This window comes from Pseudomonas sp. HS6-2, assembly GCF_049325675.2.
Taxonomy (GTDB): domain Bacteria; phylum Pseudomonadota; class Gammaproteobacteria; order Pseudomonadales; family Pseudomonadaceae; genus Aquipseudomonas; species Aquipseudomonas putida_N.
In genome coordinates, this window is sequence record NZ_CM143906.1 from 4,932,256 (window position 1) to 4,952,250 (window position 19,995).

Consider the following 19,995-nt stretch of genomic DNA (forward strand, 5'->3'; position numbering starts at 1 on the left):
TACACCATGAAATTGAAAGATATTTTGCCAACGCACTTGAGGCGTTGGCATTGAGGATAGTCAAAGGGGTCGCGTAATACCCGCTTTACCCGATCAAAGGCAAGTGCCAAGCACGCGTACCAGCTGCTGGGCTCTTGGATCCATGAGCACGTAAGGGCCGAGGGTATTGACCACGAAGCCGAAGGCCACGTCGTGCTCCGGATCGGCGAAACCGACCGAGCCGCCAGCACCTGGATGGCCGAAAGCACGGGCGCCGAGGCCGAAGGTGGCGTTGGCCACATCGGGCTGGTCGAGCATGCAACCCAGGCCGAAGCGGGTCTGGGTCAACAGGGTACGGTCCTGGCCGAGGCTGTGTTCGCGGGTCAGTTCGTCAAGCAGTTCGGATTCGAGCAGACTGCCGTCCAGCAGGCCCGCATAGAAGCCTGCCAGGCTGCGTGCATTGCCGTGGCCATTGGCCGCCGGTTGTTGCATGCGCCGCCATTCGGGTTTGTTGGTGCTGGTCAGGATTGCCGGTGGGTTGGTGAAGGCACGAGTCGACAACGCCTCGGGTTCACGCATGGTCACCTGCAACAGGCGCTGGGCTGCGGCATCACCCGCATTGCCCTTGCCACGGGCAATGTGCGCCACGCGGTGGAACTCTTCGTCGGCCAGGCCGATGTGGAAGTCCAGGCCCAGCGGCCGGGCAGTACGGGCGACGATCGACTCACCCGGGCCACGGCCATCGACGCGGCGGATCAGTTCGCCGATCAGCCAGCCATAGGTGATGGCGGCATAGCCGTGCTCAGTGCCGGGCGTCCACCAGGGCGTTTCGGCGGCCAAGGCATCGACCATGGCTTGCCAGTCATACAGGGCTTCAGCCGGCAGTAGCTCACGGATGGCCGGCAGGCCGGCACGGTGGCTGAGCAACTGACGCAGGGTGATGTTCTGCTTGCCGGCCTGGGCGAACTCCGGCCAGTAACGGGCCACCGGAGCATCCAGGGCAAGCTTGCCCTCACCCACCAGCTGCAACGCGGTCACGGCAGTGAAGGTCTTGGTGCAGGAAAACAGGTTGGCGATGGTATCGCTGTGCCAGGCCTGCTGGCCGTCCTTGTCGGCACTGCCTGCCCACAGGTCGACCACGGTCTCGCCACCCACCTGGATGCACAGCGCAGCGCCACGTTCCTGGGGATCCTCGAACAATGCCGCAAACGCTTCACGCACCGCTTCGAACTTCAGCTCATAGTGACCCTGGATCTGCACCCGCTGTTCTCCGTACGACCATGCTGACAAAGGCGTGCATTGTTTCAGTAGTTGACGGTTTTGCCTACTGGGCAAGGCCGGATGGTCGGTGCCGAAACTGCAGGGTCATCTGTGCCAGGGGCGCTGAGCGCCCCCGGTAGACATTCAGGGGGCCTTTTTCTCCAGCTCGCCGCGCAACTGACCAACGGCCTGCAGGTTGCTCTTACGCACCGACTCGACGAACCCCGGATAGGGCACATCGGTGATCGCCACCAGGCCCAGGTGGCCGTTCTCGCCATCGAGCAAGCGCCCGCTGGCCGGTTGGTCGAGGTACTGGAACCAGTGCGCGCCCACGATCATCGGCTGTGCCAGAGCGGCCTTGAGGAAGTTGCCATAGGCTGGCCCGCGGTCCTCTTCCCTGGCCACTTCCACCGGCCCTGGCCAGAACGGCCCACGGTCGCGGGAGCCGAACTGGAACTCGGACACCAGCACCGGCTTGTCGAGTTCGGCCAGACGGGCGAAGTCATAACCATCCTCGGGCTTGAGGGCATAGAAGTTGAAACTCAGAACATCGCAAAACTCGGCGCAGGCCTTGACCGCCTCCGGCGTGCTCACGGCATAGCGACCGCCCAGCAGCAGGTGGTTCGGTGCATGCCACTTCAACGCATCGGCAATGGTCTTGAAGTAGGTCTCGGCAAATACCTGCTGGAAGTATTGGTAATCGCGCTCGATTTCCGGGTGCTCGGGATTCGGCAGCGGCGCCTCGAAGCCTGGGTCCTCCATCAGCTCCCAGGCCTGCAGTTCGATGCCCCAGGCCTTGGAGAGCCCCTCCTGGTTGCGATACTTGTCGCGCAGCTGCTTGAGGAAGGCACGCTTGGCTGGCACGTCGGTGGTCAGGCGCAGGGTGCCGTAGGCCAGGCCGTAACGCGCCTTGGGGTCGTTGCCGGGCGCGGCCCAGGCCAGCTCGTTGTCGGCGAAATAGCCGATCAGCCAGGGGTCGTCACGGTGATCCCGCGCGGCGATGGCCACGGCGCGCTCCGTGGCCATGGCAAAGCGTGGGTCGAACGGGTCAGGCATGCGGCCCCACCAGTCCATGCCGGTGCTGATGCTGGCATAGTCACCGACGATCGACAGCGGCAAGGTGTAGGGCATGCGTTTGGCCTGGGCGATGGCCGGGTCACTCCAGTTACCCAGGGTGTTGAAGCCCCAGGCTTGCAGACGGTCCAGCGTGTGAGCCTGCCAACGCTCTGCGTCCAGCACCAGCGGTGGGCATACGGCAGGTGCTTGCCCCTCGACGGCTGGCGGGCACGGCTTGCCATAGGTGCGCTGGATATTCGCGGCGTAGAAGTCGAACCAGCGCCCCTGCTTGAAGCTGCGCCCTTGCGACGAGGCGTTGCCATCGTCGTTGTTGCCTTCGCCATAAAAGGCCGTCAGTACGTCGCCTTCACCTGGCAAGGCCTTGAACATCCCCTCGCGGCCGGCAACGTAGGTACGCCCACCATCGGCGGCCACGGCATTGACGCCCAGCGAGTAGAACGGATGGCCTTGCGGCGTGACCAGGTACCAGCGGCCCTCGCGCTTTTCGGTGCGGAAAAAGCCCTTGGCCGCGAACGCCGGCCCGGCCAGCAAGCCACCGTAGCTGTCCAGTGGCTGCTTCTCACGGTCAGCCAGCCAGCTCTTGAGCTGCTGCTGTTCACGCGTGTCAGCAGCCTTGAGCTGATCGTCACTGGCGATCTTCTCGGGCCAATGCCCTCGGGTGGACTGGCCGTAGGCATCGATCAACTCGTGGTAGGCCGCCTGGTAGGCCTGATCGTCGTCCTGGATGCCGACCTTCTCGATCAGCAGGTTCTGCGCCACCTTCGGGTTGGGTATGGTCAGGCTGACAGACACTACCTGCTTGAGGTCTACCTCACCGGCACTGCTGGTCAACAGCAACCGCTGCCCTTCGTAGGCCCATGGCATGGGCGGGCCGGCACGCATGCCCTGGCTCAGTGGCGAACGGGCCTTGAGCGGCACCATGACGGTTTGCGCAGGCCCTGCAGGCAGGTCGATACGGCTGGTCAGCGTGCGCCCATCGCTGCCGAGCACCGTGACGTCGACGGTCAAGGCCCAGTCCTGGGCGCTTTGCATGCGCAAGGTGAGGAACTGCCCAGCCGACCAGTCCCACACGCCGCTCTGCGGGCTCAGGCGCAAGGTCGGCCGTTCGACCGGGTTGAACACCACCCGCCTGAGTACCTCGCCTTCGGCCGTCTGCTCCGCATTGTACTGCGGCATGCCGGTGCCTTCGGTCACCACGTTGACCACCGAGGCCGGGCGGACGAAGCTGAACAACGTCTGTTGGCCAGCCAGTAAAGGCGTGCTGAACAACAGCGTGAATATCACGGGCAAGGTGCGGCGGATCATAGGGCTGGGGCTCTCCTTCCAGGCCCTCATGGGCCCGCGACTGAGTAATGGACAACGGGCCGGCGCATCGTGCTCCGGCCGTCAGGAAATCTCCCGCCGGAATGGCGGCAGCGCATTGAGAATAGCCTTGCCGTAGCGCTGCGTGACCAGACGCCGATCCAGCAAGGTGATGACGCCGCGATCCTGCTCGGTACGCAGCAGGCGACCGCAGGCCTGGATCAGGCGCAGCGAGGCGTCGGGAACGGCAATCTCCATGAACGGGTTGCCGCCGCGGGCTTCGATCCATTCGGCCAGGGCCGCTTCGACCGGGTCGTCGGGGACGGCGAAGGGAATCTTGGCAATGACCACGTGCTCACAATAGGCACCTGGCAGGTCAACACCCTCGGCGAAGCTGGCCAGGCCGAACAGCACGCTGTGCTGGCCGTCGTCGACCCGTGCCTTGTGCTTGTTCAAGGTTTCCTGCTTGGACAGGTTGCCCTGGATCAGCACCAGTTTGCGCCAGTCGCGGTCCAGGCCGTCGAACACTTCCTGCATCTGCTTGCGCGAAGAGAACAGCACCAGTGCGCCGCGGGCATCTTCGACGATGCTCGGTAACTCGCGGATGATCGCCGCGGTGTGTGCCGCTGCGTCGCGTGGGTCGGCCTTGAGGTCGGGGACCCGCAACAGGCCGGCATCGCCATGCACGAACGGGCTTGGGACCACGCAGGTGACGGCATCGCGGGGCAATCCCGAGCGCATGCGGAAGCGGTCGAACTTGCCCAGCGCGGTCAGCGTGGCCGAGGTCACCAGGGCGCCGTGGGCGACACTCCAGAGGCTGCGCCGTAGCATTTCGGCGGCGAGAATCGGGCTGGCATTGACCTCGATGTCGAACAACGCACCGCTTTCGGCCAGAGTCAGCCAGCGCGCCATGGGCGGGCTGTCTTCCGGGTCTTCAGCGGTGAACGCGGTCCACAGCTCCCAGTTGCCCTGGGCGCGGGTGACCAGGCTGCCGAACAGCGGGTACCACTCCTCGGCCTGATGGCTGGCGATGCCGATGTTGACCTCACCGTCCATGCCTTCCTTGAGCAGGTCGGCCAAGCGGGTAAACAGGTCATTGAGGCGGGCGAAACCCTTTTTCAGCTCGATGCCGACTTCGCGGATCTGCTCCGGCACGACACCGCCCTCGAAGCGGTAACGCGGGCGCTCTCGGCCTTCGGTGTCCTCGCTCGGGCGGAAGTCGGCGACCTGTTCGCACAGGGTGAACATGAACTGCTGCTGGGTGCGCACTTCCCGCGCCAGCTCAGGCACCTGCTCGATGTACTTGCCCAGGTCACCCGGCAACGGGTGCTGGGCCAGCAGCTTGGTCAGGTTCTTGGCGGTCTGCTCCAGCCAGTCGGCAGTGGAGCGCAGGCGCGAATAATGGGCGAAGTGGCCGATGGCCTTGTCTGGCAGGTGGTGGCCTTCGTCGAACACGTACATTGTGTCGCGCGGGTCGGGCAGCACCGCACCACCACCCAGGGCCAGGTCGGCCAGGACCATGTCGTGGTTGGTGACGATCACATCGACCTTGCCCATGCCTTCGCGGGCCTTGTAGAACACGCACTGCTGGAAATTCGGGCAGTGGCGGCCGGTGCACTGGCTGTGGTCAGTGGTCAGGCGCGCCCAGTCCTGGTCCTCGACGGCCTCCGACCAGCTGTCGCGGTCGCCGTCCCAACGGTTGCCGGCGAGCTTTTCGATCATGCTGTTGAACAGCTTCTGGCTGCGTTCGTCGACCTCGATGTGGAAGCCTTCTTCCTCGAACAGCTGGGCAGTGGCCGACTGCGCGTGGCCCTCCTGCAGCAGGATGTCGAGCTTGGACAGGCACAGGTAGCGACCGCGGCCCTTGGCCAGGGCGAAGCTGAAGTTCAGGCCGCTGTTACGCATCAGGTCCGGCAGGTCCTTGATGACGATCTGTTCCTGCAAGGCCACGGTTGCGGTGGCAATCACCAGGCGCTTGCCAGCGGCCTTGGCAGCCGGGATCGCGGCCAGCGCGTAGGCGACCGTCTTGCCGGTACCGGTGCCCGCCTCCACCGCAACCACGGCAGGTTCGCCGGCGCGGCGTCCTTCGTCGTCACAGGCGATGTCGCCGAGCACCTTGGCCACTTCGGCGATCATCAGGCGCTGGCCATATCGCGGCTTGAGGCTCTTGGCTTCGAGAAAACGCGTGTAGGCGCCCTGGATGGTGGCTTTGAGTTCGTTGCTGATCATGGTCTGCAGGCGCCCGGAGGGCTGGATATATTTTCAGTGTTTCACATCGGGCGGCTATCATACCCCGCTATTGCCCTTTGTGCCGCATGGAGATCCGGATGCTAGCCTTTGCCCTGCCCTACACATTGCATGTCATCGCCGCCCTGGTATGGGTCGGCGGCATGTTCTTCGCCTGGCTGGTGCTGCGCCCGGCAACGGTTGCAGCCCTTGAAGGGCCTGCCCGGCTGCGGTTGTGGGTGGAAGTTTTCCGACGTTTCTTCGTCTGGGTCTGGCTGGCCGTGGCGATTCTGGCGATAAGTGGTATCGGCATGTTGCACATGCGTTTCAACGGTTTCGAAACGGCGCCTAAATATGTGCAGGTGATGATTGGCGGCGGGATTGCCATGTTTGCCCTGTTCATGCGCATCCAGGCTCTGCTGCTGCCGGAGCTGAAGGCGGCGGTGCAGGCCGAGGACTGGCCGGCAGGCGCCGCCGTGCTGGGGCGCATTCGGCGGATGGTAGGGATCAACCTGCTGCTTGGCCTTGCGGTCGTCGCAGTGGCCAGTTCACGACTGCTGATGTGATGCTGCGTGTGCCGGCGATGGGCCGGCACCCATTATCTGAGGCGCTGCAGGATCAGTTCACCCTCGGCGCCAGCCAATCCAGGCTGCCCCTCCTGCCCGGGCCGGCCGTTGGCCCCGGCATCGGTGCGATACACCAGGCACCCCTTGCTCGCCCCGCCCCTACCGGCTTTGCCGGCAGCCCCGGCCTTGCCCGGCGCACCGCCTTCCAGACGTACCACGACGCGCTCCTGCGGGAAGCCCTGCGGCAGGCTCAGGCGAATCCGCCCGCCAGGCGCACCGTCATGCCCGTTGCCACCATCATCGCCATTCGCCCCTTTGCTTGCCTGGCCCCAAGTACAGCCTCCCGCCTGGCCATTGGCTCCATCAAGGCCCATGTAGCCTGGTGCTCCGGCGCCACCGCGGGCATCGATCGCCAGGCGCTCGGCATCGATCTCGGCAAGCTTCAACTCCAGGCTGCGCCCAGAGCGGGCAGCGCGTTCATAGGTACCGGGCGCTCCTGGCGCGCTGATCTCGCTGCCCTCGCCCAGCACAGCACTGCGTACATCGATGAGCAGCGGTGCTTCGGCGGGCGCAATGGCAATGCGCGCATCGGGGCCCAGTTGCAGATGATCGACCTTCAGCTCGGTCAATGTGGCCGGCAACAGCAAGGTCGCCGAGTCCGCCACTCGCAATTGCTCCAGGTGCACGCTCGCCGACTTGTTCGGCAAGCGCAGCATGGAATGGGGGGCAACTTCCAGGCTCTGCGCCTGAGCCATAGGCGCGGCCAGCATCGCCAGCAACATCAAATTACGCATGGCGAGGTGCCTCCTGCGGACGGGGAATGGACATGACATGAAAGATACCGGTCAGCAGGATCTGCAGCCGGTCGAACCAGTGATGGCTACGGCCTCGCAGGCTGCCATTGAAAAACAGCACTTCAAGAAAGTGCAGGCTCAGCACAAAAATGCCCAAGGCATTGATCAACAGATTCAACGGCAACGGTTGCGGCATCATCAGGTTGAACAGCACCACGCCCCAGAACGCCACGGTCAGGAACTTGCCCAGACCCAGGATGAACTTCATATCCCGCCCCTACGTGTCTATTTATTGTTATGTCTACGCGGCCCGAGCAAGCGCGCCGCGAAGCCAACACTACCTGTATGCCCAGGCACACGCCAGCGCAGTCAGTTGAGGTGCAAGTCCACCCGTCGGTTGTGCGCACGCCCTTCATCGGTGGCGTTGTCGGCGATTGGCTCATGGGCGCCTCGCCCCTCGCTGGTCACCTTCTGCGGCGCCAGGCCCTGACGGATCAGGTACTCGGCGACGCTGGCGGCGCGGCGTTCGGAAAGCACCTGGTTGTAGCTGTCGGAGCCCACGTTGTCGGTATGCCCAACCACCTTGATGCGCGTGACCCCCAGCTCGTTGAGGCGGGGCAGCAGGCTTTTCAGGCGCTCCTCGCTACCCGGGGTGAGGTCGGCGGAGTTGAAGGCAAACATCACCTGGCCCTGGTCATCGAGGGTGATCACCTCGGGCTTGGGCTGCGGTGCGGGTTGGGACGGCGGATACTGAGGCAGCGGGCACCCCATGTGGTCGACCGGGGTATTGGCCGGGGTGTCGGGGCAACGGTCGCGACGGTCGAACACGCCGTCGCCATCTTCGTCGCCATCCTGGGCATAACAGATCAGCCCGCCGGTGATCGCGCCAAGAGCACCGAGGCCAGCTGCCCAGCTGGAGTTTTCGATGGCGCCGAGGCCACCACCCACCGCACCACCGAGCAGGCTGCAGATGGGCCAAGTCCTTTGATTAAGCGGCGCACTGCCATCACTGTGGGTGGCGCAGCCTGCAAGCAGGCTGGTCACCAACAGCAACGGCATCGCCGCCTTCGACATTACACTCATGAAGAATGCTCCTGTGTCATCGGCCGCAGCCGGCTAGCAGGATTAAAGACGCGCCCGCGCCACTTCTCAAGGCGCGGGCGCCGGGACGTCAACGCTGGATCTTGATCTCGGTGCGACGATTCATGGCTCGCCCCTCGGCCGTGGCGTTGTCCGCCACTGGCTGGGTTTCGCCTGCACCTACCACCGAAATGAAGCTGGAGCGAGGCACACCGCTTTCGATCAGGTAGTCGGTTACCGCGTGGGCACGGTGCTCGGACAATTTCTGGTTGTACTTGTCGGAGCCGACGCTGTCGGTATGGCCGGTCACGGTCAGACGGGCGCTGGGGGCTTCTTGCTTCAGGCGCGTGGCAACCGTGTTCAGGCGTTCCTTGTCGGCCGCAGTCAGGCGCGAGGAGTTGAATTCGAAGTGCACATCACGAATAACGATCACTTCTTCCTTCTGCACCACCACTTCCTCGACCACAGGCGCCGGCTCAGGCGGGCAGCCATTGGCATCGACCTTCACGCCGCGCGGCGTATGCGGGCACTTGTCACGGCTGTCCGGCACGCCATCACCGTCCTCGTCGCCATCGCCGTGAGCCCAGCAATAGCCCGCCGCCAGGCCACCACCGAGCAGCGCGCCCCAGCCAGCCCAGCTGGAGCTCTCGATGGCACCCAGGCCGGCACCGGCGACGCCCCCGACGGCAGCACACTTCGGCCAGTCGGTTTTTTGCAAACCTGCACAACCAGTCAACACACTGGTGAGCAGTACCAGGGGTAACGCTGTGCGTACTATGCTCATTTTCGTAGCTTCTCCTAGGGGAATCGGCATAAGACCGATCTCTGGGAGTAAAGACCGCACAATTGATCCCTGCCAGCAATAAGCCACGACGCGGCCACTTGCCTCTATGCCGTCGGACAGCAGCCCGCTAGTCTTGGATGACTTGAACGAGGATTGGCAATGACCGACGGTTTTTCCCAGCGCACCCCGCAACAAGCCCTGGCCGCCCTGCTAGAGCGCTTCACCCCGCAACGCCTGCTGCTGGTGGGCAGCCGCTTCCCGGCCCTGGATGCCTTTGCCCAGGCCCACCCCCAGGTGACCATCGAAACCTGTGCGCCGGGGCCATTGCCGGCAGCACTGGCGGCCCAGCGTTTTGACCTGGCAGTGCTGGTGGACTGCCTCGAGCACTTGCCCAAACGCACCGGCCTGCAACTGCTGGGCGGCATCCGCAACCTCAACGCAAGCCGGGTTGCAGTACTGGCCGATCTGATTGCCTGTGGCTGGCAAGACACCGATTTCTTCTCCCTGGCATTGTCGGCCAGCGAGAAATTCCGCCGCGATGAGCAGGTGTTGAGCTTGTTCACCTATGATCTACATGACTACAAGCAGGTCCCGGACTGGCTCAACGCCAAGTTCTGGGCCAACCCGGAAATGTTTGGCAAGTACTGGTGGTAAACCCATGAATATCAAGGGCTTACCTAACCATGAACGCTATCGAAGCTATGCCAGAGCAGGGCCAACTGTCACCAGCCTGTCACCAGCCTTGTCACCAACGACCATCTCAGGCCCTTTCGGTCTGGCACTACAGACGGTCAGGAATCTATTACCTGAGGGTTCGCCCTCGGGGATGCTCTACCCGTAGTCTCGCCATCTCTCTCCGTTCCACCGATAGGCCAACCGCTATGCAGTTCTCCAAGGACATCCTCAAGACACTGGCTGTCTTCCACCTCGACCGCCCTGAGGCTTCGTGGGAGGACCTCAAGGAGCGCCTCAAGGAGATCGCTGAGGACGCCTTACAAGGCCATAGCGAGGACTCAAGGGGCCTCTACATGGAAATCTATGACCAGATGAGCAACCACCTCGCTGAGGCTGCCTCGCTTGGTCGATTCACTGGGAGCCAGCAGCGAGCCATTGGCACAGGCCAGAGGGTTCTCAGGGCTGCTCAGGAGCGTCTTGAGGGTCGTCCTCAGGAACTCACGGAGATCATTGGGGAGCTATCTTGTAGCACGTCTGTAGCCCCTTCCGTGTCCCTATCTGTAAATGCGTCCTCGACAGACCCAATTACCTTCGAGGGCCTCTCTGAGCTGTTCCTGAAGGAACGCCAAGGCAACGTCACAAGTGACACTCATAAGGCAGTGACATCGAACTGTAGGACCCTCTCATCGCTTCTCGGAGACCTCGACATCAGGACCCACACTCGGGCTGACATGGTGGCGCTCAAAGAGAGAGTCATGGAGGGCCGAAAGCCTCTGACTATCAACAAGCTGCTGGGCCAGCTATCGACTGTCATGGACTGGGCCAAGAACAATGGCTATATCGAACGCTCCTATGACAAGGACCTGAAGATTGAGAGGGGCGCTGAAAGCGAGCGTAGACCGTTCTCCCGTGAGGAAGTGACGACCATCATGGACCACGCTAATACCTTGTCTGTGACCGACTGGAAGCGCTGGGCGCTGTCTCTGGGAGTCCTCACGGGTGCCCGTATTGGTGAGCTGTACCAACTGACTCAGGACGACATAAAGCAAGTGGACGGGATCACCGTCATCGACATCAACAAGGACGAGAAGGGAAAGACCCTGAAGAATGACTTCTCCATCCGGCAAGTCCCTCTGGTCGATGGGGCCTATGGGTTCTCCCTCAAGGCCTTCCTTGATTGGGTCGCATCGGAACCCGGCAAGCTGTTCAAGCCGAAGCCTCACTACTTCAACAAACCGCTCAATAAGGCCCTACGTGAGCCGCTGGGATTGAAGGCAGGCAGTGACCAGTCGTTCCACTCTCTGAGGCATTCTCTGTCAGGTCTGCTGAAGGCCGCCGCGCCCCCTGAGGTCATCGCTCAGAGCATCACCGGGCACAGCTCAGGGAACATCACTTACGACCTCTACGCGGGGTCTCAGAGGGTTCCTGTGGGGACACTCCATGAGGCCCTCGTGAAGGCGTTCGCTTTGCCTTGATAGAATGAAGGGTCCGCCGCTTGCCGGGGGGCCTGCTTTGAAAAGCGCAATTTCATGGGAATCGAGCTGGATGTCCTCGTGGGTCACCCTGAGCATAAGCTGCTGTTTGTGGCTACCCAAGTGGCCCGAGCGGCTGGCCTGACGGCACCGAGCAGTTCCGTGTCGGAGTACCGCAAGACTGAGTCAGGCAAGAAGGGTGCGCTTACCCTTGCCGACCCACTAATCAAAGAATCATTGATTAGTGTCCCAAAGGATCAACTCGGGCGGGCATTCCGGTCCACTACAGCCTTGGGAACTGAGTCTTGGGTATATCAGATGCTCCTACGGGGCCACTCACCTCAGTCAGAACCCTTTCGACGTTGGGTCACTGAGGAAGTCCTCCCGACCATCCGCAAGGGCAGCCGGGAATTCCATTGAGTTTGGTAAGGGAAAAACTTACCAGACTCCCGGTTAACCAAAAGGTAACTCTTAACACCCCGAAGCGGGCCGACATTGAGTCCCTACAAGAATCCTGTAGGGGACGGGCACATGGATGAGCTGAAGGAGATCGTTAAGGCCCTTGTTTACTGGACTTGAGGGCTGGTGTCGCCAAATACCCTCACTATGGCTGCACGTTCGCAGCGGCCATATGAGGACCACTATCATGACCCTGCTCACCCAACCCGGACCACTGCACCGCCACGTCGATCACGAAACCGGCACCATCCTTCACATTGACCCAATCACTGGCGAGGTCATCCGCCGCAAGGACATGGTACGACCCGCAAACCTCGAAGCCCAGTATCAGGCATGGGCCGCTGAGCGTCGTGCCGATGAGTCCCTCTCTGAGGACCACCAGAAAGCCGCCAAGGGCCTTTCCAGCGAGACCCAAGGGCAACCCCAAGAGACCCCAAGCGATAAGCCTAAGCGAGGCCGTGGACGCCCAAAGACCAGCTTCGTTAACCCTGTCGCAGCCTACATGCACCTCCTTGCGATTCCCGATCCGCTGCCATGGGTAGACGACATCGTTACTGGGTCGATCATCACCAGTGCCGGAGTCGCCAACGGAAAGATCAACGTCAAGGCCCGAGCGGTCATCGGTGCGTTGTTCCTTTCGGAGATCACAGCGGACGCCTGCAAGACCAATGAGTATTCCTTGAGGACCGCCCAGCGGATCGCCAAGGCTGCCCGACACGCTGCCCATGGGATCGCTTCGTATGTGGAGAGACACCCAGACATCAAGGCTGAGATTGTGGCCGAGGTGGGCGCAGAGGCTCTATTCCGGGCTTAGCGACTTAACGCCGGATAATATAAAGAAAATCTCAACGACCTCTCAACGACCATCAGAATCGACCAGACCCAGAGGGAGAGGGGTTGTTAATTACAACTCCCCTCATCTCTCAGTCATCTCAAAGGGCATCTTAAAGAACAACCGAAAGGAGACCTCTACCATGACCAATACCATCGTCTGTCCAGCTAACTCACGCCTCACTGATGAGCAATTGAGCATCTTGTCTATGGTCTTCAACCGACCTGCCCGTGCTCAGCTCATCGAACTACGAAACATCCTTAGCGACTACCGGGCCGCGTTCAGAGTCTATAAGGCAGGCGAAGTAACTTTCGACATGGAGGGTCTCGCTCAAAGAGTCCTCGTTAAGTGTCCGGCTAAAACACTCGACCGCCTGAACCAACTGCTCGACCAAGGGCTTTGTCTTCAAGCAATCGCAGTGACGCCCTTGAGGATTCCATTGAGTGGCCCCGAGGGAATCTCGCTCACAACTTGAAGGCAACCGTCAAGACTGTCGTTAAAAACCCTCACTATGGGTAAGACAGAACGACCAATAACAAAAATAATTTCTCTCTGCCATTGCTGCACAGCCGTTGCCACGGTTGAACCCTTCGCAATACCGATGCCCTTCAGGCTCGCCATGTCCTGATCGACCAGCATCACAAATACCCAAACCTCAAATCAAGAACTCATCCGTCAGCCTTGGAAGGTGCCCACGCGGCTCTCTCCTTGCCGTCTTGTCGTGCGCATCTATGGCACCAAGGCTGAGCGAATGGGTCACCTCACAGGAGAACCCAACCATGAAAATCACCATCACCAAAGTCCTGAAGAACGAAGTCACCGTGTCGGGCCAGACCCTTAACCGTGAGTACGTCGAGAACATCATGCTGCCCATGCTGGTCGCCCAATGCGGGACCGTTAAGGGCCAGCAATTCGAGATCGTTAAGGCGTTCGATGAGGCCGGTCTGTCGCTCCAAGCGATTCCCGTAGTTGCCCGAGAGTACCGCCAAGACCAATACCAGAAGGCCCAAGAGAAGGCTCAGAGAGAGGCTGAGGCCCGTTGGCATCAAGAGCGCTGCCGTGAGTACACGCCCCGTGAGATCGCCCAAGCGAAGGCCGATAAGGAAGCCCGAGCCGCTGCCATTCGTGAGCATGGTGCCCGTATCCGTGCCGCCTCCCGTGCCAATAGCGCTGGCTGGTAACAGCACCTCCCTCGGCACACAACCACTTCATTCATCTATTCAGGAGAACCATTCCCATGAAACAACCATTCCAGTACGCCAAGCCATCGACCTACACCACCGCCATCACCGATGAGCACACTGGGTCGATTCGATTCAACACCGCCGATGTTCGCCCAGAGACCCAAGCGGCCACCGATGTGTCCGTCTATGTGGAGGCCCTTGTGGAGGCCGCTGAGGACTATTTGAACGGCGATGAGTGGCGAGAGGCTGCCATGGAGGCAACCCCTTGCGAGTTCCGTCCGGCTGGCTCTGAGGCCACTGGGCAACAAATCATCACCATGGCAGACCGCTCTGTCACCTTCGATCCCCGCAAAAACTGGGATAACGAGACCATCGACAAAGGTGAAGTCTTGGCCGGTTCTGTGATCTTCACCGAGGCCACCGACACGGCATTGGTCATCAGCCACCGTGCCACCATCCTTGACCACAACCTGATGGCAGGCTTCACCGTCCAATCTATGGAGCAAACCGCTGACAAGATGCTTCGTGATATTGAGCACGGCGCAGCCGGTAAGGTCGCTGCCATCTTGGCGACTGCCCCAAGCACTGAGAGCGTCTCTGAGGCCAAGCCAACGGGTAAGCCTGCCGAGATCGCTGAGGACCTCATCGACATCCTCACGACCCACGTTAACCAGACTGTAGGGACCTCGCTGAGTGACTTCGTGATCCTGCTCCCTGTGTCGCTGGTGGCTGTCCTTGAGCGTGCTGCTCAACGTGCTGGTCAGGACTCTATCGAGGACCTCATTGGCGCGGGCGTACAGCCGTACACTGGGACCGACCACGGCATCTTCATGCTGCCCAAGCTGTTCACCTCGCTGAGCTACCGTGAGCGCCAAGACGGCAACGTGTGGCGCATCGAAGCGACCCGCAACCCGAACGCCCAAGGCTGGGACCTTGAGATCATGGCTGTGGTGGACATCATCGCCAATGGCATGGTCAAGGTGAAGCTCACTACCGATGGTCTTCAGACCGTCCAAGTGCCGTTCCCGCTGGTCACTCGCATTGCCCTGAGCTGATCTAAAAGCGCCCCGTAAGGCCGGACCTAAAGAGGGACCGGCAGGGGCACCACCAAGACCGCTCTGCAAATTTGCAGACCGTAAAGAGGACGCCTCAAATCTGGGCGCACCTCAACATCTCGCTCCCCAGATTTGGGGAGTCAGATTCATCTTTGTGCCTCCATTTTCTGGATGCGCAACCATTCCTGCCCGTCGCTGGGCACACCCAACCAATCGCAGAGTCTTCCTGTTTGCTTCTTCATGCCACCGTCCAGAACCTTTGTCGGGTCTCTGCGCTGGGCCGTGGGAGCGAACGTGAGGGAGCAAACAAGAGGAACAAGACAATGAACATGAGCAACAACGTGACCATGACCACCGTTGAAATCGCTGAGCTGACTGGCAAGGCCCACAAGAACGTCCTTGCAGATGCCCGTAAGGTGGCTGAGAGCATCGACGGGCTGAAGTCTCAGCCGGTTGAGTCCAGCTACAAAGACAAGGTAGGCTCATTCGCTGATGAGCTTGGAACCATTGAAGCAATGGGCTATGAGGTGGAAGCATGAACATGACCACCAATACAGCAACCATCTTCGAGAACATCTCCAAGGCCGGAGCGGTTTCCCCAACGACCCTCAACGGCCTGCCCGGTATGTCGTCCTTGGAGATCGCTGAGATCACCGGGAAGAACCACGGCCACGTCCTCCGCGACATCACCAAGATGCTCAATGAGCTGGAGCTTACCGGCCAATCCAAATCTGGATCGGCTACGTTTGCTGAGGCCCAGTATCGAGATGCCCAAGGCAAGCCACGTCCACTGACCATCCTCGACAAAGAGCTGACCTTTACGCTGCTCTCCCGGTATTCCTTCAAGCTGTCCAACATGATCGTCAAGCGATGGCTCGAACTGGAAGGGTCTGGCTTTGAGCGTGTCTCGGTACAGGCCGCTGTGATTCACCTGCTCGAACGTGAGCGCTGCCCTTATGGGGACATCAAGAAGATGGCCAGAAGGCACCAGCGCTTAGCTGCCCTCAAGGCCCGCTGAGGCCATCTAACCATCAACCTATAGGAGAACCCCATGGACCACCTACAGGCCCTCTACTGGGTCTGTCTGGCCGTTCAACTGGGATTCTGGTTGTGGTCGCATAGACCACCGTAAGGCCCCTTGAGAATCTGACAGAAAAATCTGAAAGGTCACCATTACAAGACTTCCCGCGCAGGTTCCCCCGTAGGCCCTCGCGTGGGTGCCTGTGGGCGCGTTAAGGACCCCAGTAATTCGCCCTTGCGGTCTCGCTGTCTGTCACCAACACTGTCACCAGCTTTGTCACCAAATTCCTTGAGGTCCTCTATGAAGCCCGCTACGCTTGGCCTGCCGCCATACCCCACTCAGTTCTGGGCCAACCCTGAAAACTTCGGCAAGTATTGGTGGTGATGATGAGTGTCTCGGTTTGCCCTTGTGGCAGCGGCAACCTGCTCGACGCCTGCTGTGGGCACTACCATGCCGGCACCCCGGCCCCCGACGCCCAGACGCTGATGCGTTCGCGCTACAGCGCCTATGTGCTGGGGCTGGTCGACTATCTGGTCGCCACCACCCTGCCGGCCCAGCAGGCGGAGCTGGACCGCGCCGCCATGGCGGCCTGGAGCGCCCAGAGCACCTGGCTTGGGCTGGAGGTGGAAAGCGCCGAAGTGCTCGGCGGCCAGCCTGAACACGCCTTCGTGACCTTCACTGCCCGCTGGCATGACCAGGAGGGCGACCACCAGCACCGTGAGCGGTCTGCCTTCGTGCAGCACGAGCGACGCTGGTACTTCATCGACCCCACCGTCGCGCTCAAGGCCGGCCGCAACGATCCCTGCCCCTGCGCCAGCGGGCAGAAATTCAAGAAATGCTGCGCCAGCTACGTCGGTAACTGAGCATGATCGCCGCCACCCGCCTGCTCCTGCTCAGCGCCCTGCTGGCGCTGCTGGCGGGCTGTGCGAGCTGGGGCGACGACTCTCGCGAACCGGAGCTGCACCTGGACAAGGTGGAAACGGTGAAGGCGCGGCTGCTGCAACAGGAATTCGTCCTGCACCTGCGCGTCGACAACCCCAACGACAGCCGCCTGTTCATTCGCAACCTGAGCTATTCGGTGTGGCTCGACGACCTGCTGCTGGCGCAGGATGACGTCAGCCTCTGGCGCAGTGTCGGCGGGCATGCCCGGCGCACCTTCAAGATCACAGCGCGGACCAACCTCTGGCAACACCTCAAGCCATTGGCCAAGCTGCTCAAGAGCGGGCAGCCGCTGCACTACCGCCTGCAAGGCGAGCTGGAGACCGGGCTGATCTTCCATCAGGACCTGCACTTGTCGCGCAGTGGTGAGATAATCCCCGGCGATCTCATACCGGAGTAACCCTGCAATGACCCAGCAACCCCATGTTCATGGCCCGGACTGCAACCACGGTCACGATCATCATGATCACGACCACGGCCATGTGCACGGCCCGCACTGCAACCACGGCCATCAGGAGCCGGTGCGCAACGCCCTGAAGGACGTCGGCCGCAACGACCCGTGCCCGTGCGGCAGCCAGAAAAAGTTCAAGAAGTGCCACGGCGCTTGATCCTTTGAACGCAGGTACCTGCAGCGGCGATGACGGCGGTGCAGGTACCGCTGGTAAATAAACCTCCACCGCACCTTGCACGGCGCCTGCGCGCTCACTACCTTAGCGCCTTTCGAACCCCGCCACGCCTTGCAGGAGCCCTTGTCATGGCCGCCCCCGTCCTTCCTCCCTTCCGCCTGCGGTTCAGCGCCGCCGCCACGTTGCTCGGCATGCTCGGGCTCGCCGGCTGCCAGATGGGTGGCTATCAGGACAGCGTGCCACCGACCACCGGTGTGCAACCGCTCAAAGGCCTGGCACAGAACGTTTCGGTCCGGCGCAACGCCATGGGCGCGCCGCTGATCGAGAGCAGCAGCTTCCATGACGCGCTGTTCACCCTCGGCTATGTGCATGCCGGCGATCGCATCGAGCAGATGCTCGCCATGCGCCTGCTCGCCCAGGGCCGCCTGGCGGAGCTGGCCGGCAGCGATGCGCTGGACATCGACCGGCTGATGCGGGCCGCCAACCTCAAGCAGAGCGCCGCCCAGCAGTACGCAGACGCCTCGCCACGCCTGAAGCGCTTCTTCGAGGTGTATGCCCGCGGCGTCAACGCCTACCTGTTCCGCTACCGCGACAAACTGCCGGCGAGCCTGGCCAGTAGTGGTTACCGCCCGGAATATTGGAAGCCTGAAGATTCGGCACTGATCTTCAGCCTGTATGCGTTCAGCCAGTCGGTGAACCTGCAGGAAGAACTCAGCGCCCTGACCCTGGCGCAGAAAGTCGGCAACGACAAGCTGCCCTGGCTGCTGCCCGGCGCACCGGACGAACCCCTGGCAGCAGCCGAGGTGGACAAACTCAAGGGCCTGAACCTGGGCAGCCAGCTGCCGGGCCTGCCTGCACTGGCAGCGGCCAGCCAGAAACTCGCCGATCTTGACCTGCTCGGCAGCCCCGGCTCGGCCAACCTGGCACTAGGCCCGCAACGTAGCCGCAGCGGCAAGAGCCTGCTGGCCAGCGACAGCCGCGCAGCCTGGGCCCTGAGCCCGGTGCAGATCCACACGGGCAAGTACCAGGTTGCCGGCCTGTCACTGCCTGGTCTGCCCATCGTGCTGGCCGGCTACAATGGCAAGCTGGCCTGGAGCAGCAGCGCGGTGATGGCCGATAACCAGGACCTGTATCTGGAGCAACTGCGCCATGCCGGCAGCCAGGTGAGCTACCTGGCCGACGGCAAGTGGTTGCCGGCCCGGGCCCGCAGCGAGACCTTCTTCGTTCGCGGCCAGCGCCCACAGCGCGAGGTAATGTACGACACCCGCCACGGCACCCTGCTCCCCCAGGCGGGCAACCCCAGCCTGGGCCTGGCCCTGAGCCTGCCTCAGCTCAAGGGCGACCGTAGCCTCGACGCGCTGTTCGACCTGACCCGCGCTCAGAATATCGAGCGCGCCTTCGACAGCACCCGAGAAGTCGCCACCGCGGCGCTCAACTTCGTCTTCGCCGAGCCCGAACACATCGGCTGGCAAGTCAGCGGCCGCTACCCGAACCGCCGGGAAGGCCAGGGCCTGTTGCCGTCGCCTGGCTGGGACGGCCGCTATGACTGGGATGGCTATGCCGACCCCATGTTGCACCCGTATGACCAGGACCCACCGGCCGGCTGGATCGCCCACGCCAACCAGCGCAGCCTGCCGCGTGGCTATGGCATGCAGCTGTCCAGTACCTGGTACTACCCCGAGCGCGCCGAGCGCCTGGGCCAGCTGGCCGGCAACGGTCGCCACGACAGCCGCAGCCTGATGGCCCTGCAGAACGACCAGGTAACGCTGCTGGCCGACAAGCTCAAGCAGATGTTCGATGCCCCCGGCATGGCCCAGCAACTGAAGCAGGCGATCGACGCCCTGCCTGCGGCCCAGCGTGACAAGGCGCGCAACGCCTTGGCTCGGTTGAAGGCCTTCGATGGCCGTCTGAGCCCGGTGTCGGCGGATGCAGCGCTGTACGAGCTGTTCATCCAGGAAGTCACCCGGCAGACCTTCCTCGACGAGCTCGGCCCGGAATCCAGCCCTGCCTGGCAGGCCTTCGTCAGCAACGCCCGCCTGTCGTACTCGGCCCAGGCTGACCACTTGCTGGGCCGCGATGACAGCCCGTTCTGGGACGATCGCAACACGCCGCAGAAAGAAGACAAATCGACCATCCTCGCCCGCAGCCTGGCGGCCGCCGTGGATGCCGGCACCGCGCAACTGGGCAGTGACCGCCGTGCCTGGCAGTGGGGCAAGCTGCACCAGTACCGCTGGCCGGCCCCTGCCTACCACGGCCTGGGCGATGCAATGAACCGCTCGCCAATGGCCGCCGGTGGCGACTTCAGCACCCCGGCCCTGACCCCTTACGCCTGGGGCAGCAATTTCGACACCCGCCTGCCGGCCTCGGCGCGGATGATCGTTGACTTCGGCCAGGCCGAGCCGCTGCAGGTCCTGACCAGCAACGGCCAGTCGGGCAACCCGGCCAGCTCGCACTACAGCGACGGGCTGGACGCCTGGTTCAAGGGGCGGTTCATGAGCTTGCCGCTGCAGCCGCAGAACTTCGGGCGGGCTTATGGCAGCCAGCGGTTGACGTTGGTGCCAGGGCGGTAAGGGCTTTGCGAAAGGTCGGAGGGCGAGTCAGGGCCACCAGGTGCTCGCCACAAGATTTTCAGCGCCAACTCCATCCGAACTTCCACACCGACCC

At 62.3% G+C, this 19,995-nt stretch carries 21 protein-coding genes; 13 read left to right on the plus strand and 8 right to left on the minus strand.

Going from position 1 to position 19,995, the window contains the following annotated elements:
* Window positions 1–93: 93 nt before the first annotated feature.
* The 3 genes from ACOKS3_RS23035 to dinG form a co-directional block, all read right to left on the minus strand.
* Window positions 94–1,239: a serine hydrolase domain-containing protein gene (locus ACOKS3_RS23035; protein WP_103449442.1), complete on the minus strand. Its 1,146-nt coding sequence runs from the start codon at window positions 1,237–1,239 to the stop codon at window positions 94–96.
* A gap of 144 nt (window positions 1,240–1,383) precedes the next feature.
* Complete coding sequence (locus ACOKS3_RS23040; protein WP_103449441.1) at window positions 1,384–3,621, minus strand: beta-galactosidase; 2,238 nt, start codon at window positions 3,619–3,621, stop codon at window positions 1,384–1,386.
* An 81-nt stretch (window positions 3,622–3,702) separates the two neighbouring features.
* Window positions 3,703–5,847, minus strand: coding sequence for an ATP-dependent DNA helicase DinG (dinG, locus tag ACOKS3_RS23045; RefSeq protein WP_103449440.1), 2,145 nt, complete (start codon window positions 5,845–5,847; stop codon window positions 3,703–3,705).
* A gap of 98 nt (window positions 5,848–5,945) precedes the next feature.
* On the opposite strand from dinG, the gene ACOKS3_RS23050 reads away from it, so the two are divergent.
* Window positions 5,946–6,410: a CopD family protein gene (locus ACOKS3_RS23050; RefSeq protein WP_103449439.1), complete on the plus strand. Its 465-nt coding sequence runs from the start codon at window positions 5,946–5,948 to the stop codon at window positions 6,408–6,410.
* 32 nt (window positions 6,411–6,442) lie between these two features.
* Here the strand turns inward: ACOKS3_RS23050 and ACOKS3_RS23055 are convergent, their stop codons facing one another.
* The 4 genes from ACOKS3_RS23055 to ACOKS3_RS23070 all read right to left on the minus strand — a co-directional run bounded on the left by ACOKS3_RS23055 (window position 6,443) and on the right by ACOKS3_RS23070 (window position 9,068).
* Complete coding sequence (locus tag ACOKS3_RS23055) at window positions 6,443–7,204, minus strand: hypothetical protein (RefSeq protein ID WP_103449438.1); 762 nt, start codon at window positions 7,202–7,204, stop codon at window positions 6,443–6,445.
* Entirely contained in the window at window positions 7,197–7,472 is a 276-nt protein-coding gene (locus ACOKS3_RS23060) for a DUF1145 domain-containing protein (protein ID WP_103449437.1), read from the minus strand. The genes ACOKS3_RS23055 and ACOKS3_RS23060 overlap by 8 nt, the downstream gene beginning before the upstream one ends.
* A gap of 101 nt (window positions 7,473–7,573) precedes the next feature.
* The gene (locus ACOKS3_RS23065; protein ID WP_103449436.1) at window positions 7,574–8,287 is read right to left on the minus strand and encodes a PA1041 family peptidoglycan-binding anchor lipoprotein; all 714 of its coding nucleotides are present in this window, start codon (window positions 8,285–8,287) and stop codon (window positions 7,574–7,576) included.
* A gap of 88 nt (window positions 8,288–8,375) precedes the next feature.
* A complete protein-coding gene (locus ACOKS3_RS23070; RefSeq protein ID WP_103449435.1) occupies window positions 8,376–9,068 on the minus strand; it encodes a PA1041 family peptidoglycan-binding anchor lipoprotein in 693 nt (230 codons plus the stop codon).
* A 159-nt stretch (window positions 9,069–9,227) separates the two neighbouring features.
* Between ACOKS3_RS23070 and ACOKS3_RS23075 the strand changes: the two genes are divergently transcribed.
* The 4 genes from ACOKS3_RS23075 (at window position 9,228) to ACOKS3_RS23090 (ending at window position 12,488) form a co-directional block, all read left to right on the plus strand.
* Window positions 9,228–9,722, plus strand: coding sequence for a DUF6231 family protein (locus tag ACOKS3_RS23075; protein WP_422764630.1), 495 nt, complete (start codon window positions 9,228–9,230; stop codon window positions 9,720–9,722).
* A gap of 227 nt (window positions 9,723–9,949) precedes the next feature.
* Window positions 9,950–11,218: a site-specific integrase gene (locus tag ACOKS3_RS23080; RefSeq protein WP_422764629.1), complete on the plus strand. Its 1,269-nt coding sequence runs from the start codon at window positions 9,950–9,952 to the stop codon at window positions 11,216–11,218.
* A 54-nt stretch (window positions 11,219–11,272) separates the two neighbouring features.
* Window positions 11,273–11,635, plus strand: a complete 363-nt coding sequence (locus tag ACOKS3_RS23085) for a BRO family protein (protein ID WP_422764628.1) — start codon at window positions 11,273–11,275, stop codon at window positions 11,633–11,635.
* 226 nt (window positions 11,636–11,861) lie between these two features.
* Window positions 11,862–12,488, plus strand: coding sequence for a hypothetical protein (locus ACOKS3_RS23090; RefSeq protein ID WP_463581456.1), 627 nt, complete (start codon window positions 11,862–11,864; stop codon window positions 12,486–12,488).
* Window positions 12,489–12,911: 423 nt separating this feature from the next.
* On the opposite strand, the gene ACOKS3_RS23095 is transcribed toward ACOKS3_RS23090, so the two are convergent.
* On the minus strand, window positions 12,912–13,145 hold the full coding sequence (locus ACOKS3_RS23095) for a hypothetical protein (RefSeq protein ID WP_422764684.1): 234 nt from the start codon (window positions 13,143–13,145) through the stop codon (window positions 12,912–12,914).
* A gap of 140 nt (window positions 13,146–13,285) precedes the next feature.
* Here ACOKS3_RS23095 and ACOKS3_RS23100 point away from each other — a divergent pair, with 140 nt between their 5' ends.
* From ACOKS3_RS23100 to ACOKS3_RS23135, 8 genes are all read left to right on the plus strand, one after another.
* Window positions 13,286–13,687: a hypothetical protein gene (locus ACOKS3_RS23100; RefSeq protein WP_054904073.1), complete on the plus strand. Its 402-nt coding sequence runs from the start codon at window positions 13,286–13,288 to the stop codon at window positions 13,685–13,687.
* Window positions 13,688–13,743: 56 nt separating this feature from the next.
* Window positions 13,744–14,745, plus strand: a complete 1,002-nt coding sequence (locus ACOKS3_RS23105) for a hypothetical protein (RefSeq protein WP_463581457.1) — start codon at window positions 13,744–13,746, stop codon at window positions 14,743–14,745.
* A gap of 323 nt (window positions 14,746–15,068) precedes the next feature.
* Complete coding sequence (locus ACOKS3_RS23110) at window positions 15,069–15,284, plus strand: Rha family transcriptional regulator (RefSeq protein WP_422764487.1); 216 nt, start codon at window positions 15,069–15,071, stop codon at window positions 15,282–15,284.
* Entirely contained in the window at window positions 15,281–15,763 is a 483-nt protein-coding gene (locus tag ACOKS3_RS23115; protein ID WP_221608290.1) for a Rha family transcriptional regulator, read from the plus strand. The genes ACOKS3_RS23110 and ACOKS3_RS23115 overlap by 4 nt, the downstream gene beginning before the upstream one ends.
* 389 nt (window positions 15,764–16,152) lie before the next feature.
* Window positions 16,153–16,629 (plus strand): YchJ family protein, encoded by a 477-nt coding sequence (locus ACOKS3_RS23120; protein WP_110639619.1) that lies wholly within the window; start codon window positions 16,153–16,155, stop codon window positions 16,627–16,629.
* 2 nt (window positions 16,630–16,631) lie between these two features.
* Window positions 16,632–17,105 (plus strand): LEA/WHy family protein, encoded by a 474-nt coding sequence (locus tag ACOKS3_RS23125; RefSeq protein ID WP_103449428.1) that lies wholly within the window; start codon window positions 16,632–16,634, stop codon window positions 17,103–17,105.
* Between the two features lie 7 nt (window positions 17,106–17,112).
* Entirely contained in the window at window positions 17,113–17,313 is a 201-nt protein-coding gene (locus ACOKS3_RS23130; protein WP_023379046.1) for an SEC-C metal-binding domain-containing protein, read from the plus strand.
* Between the two features lie 146 nt (window positions 17,314–17,459).
* Entirely contained in the window at window positions 17,460–19,901 is a 2,442-nt protein-coding gene (locus ACOKS3_RS23135; protein WP_422764488.1) for a penicillin acylase family protein, read from the plus strand.
* Window positions 19,902–19,995 lie beyond the last annotated feature (94 nt).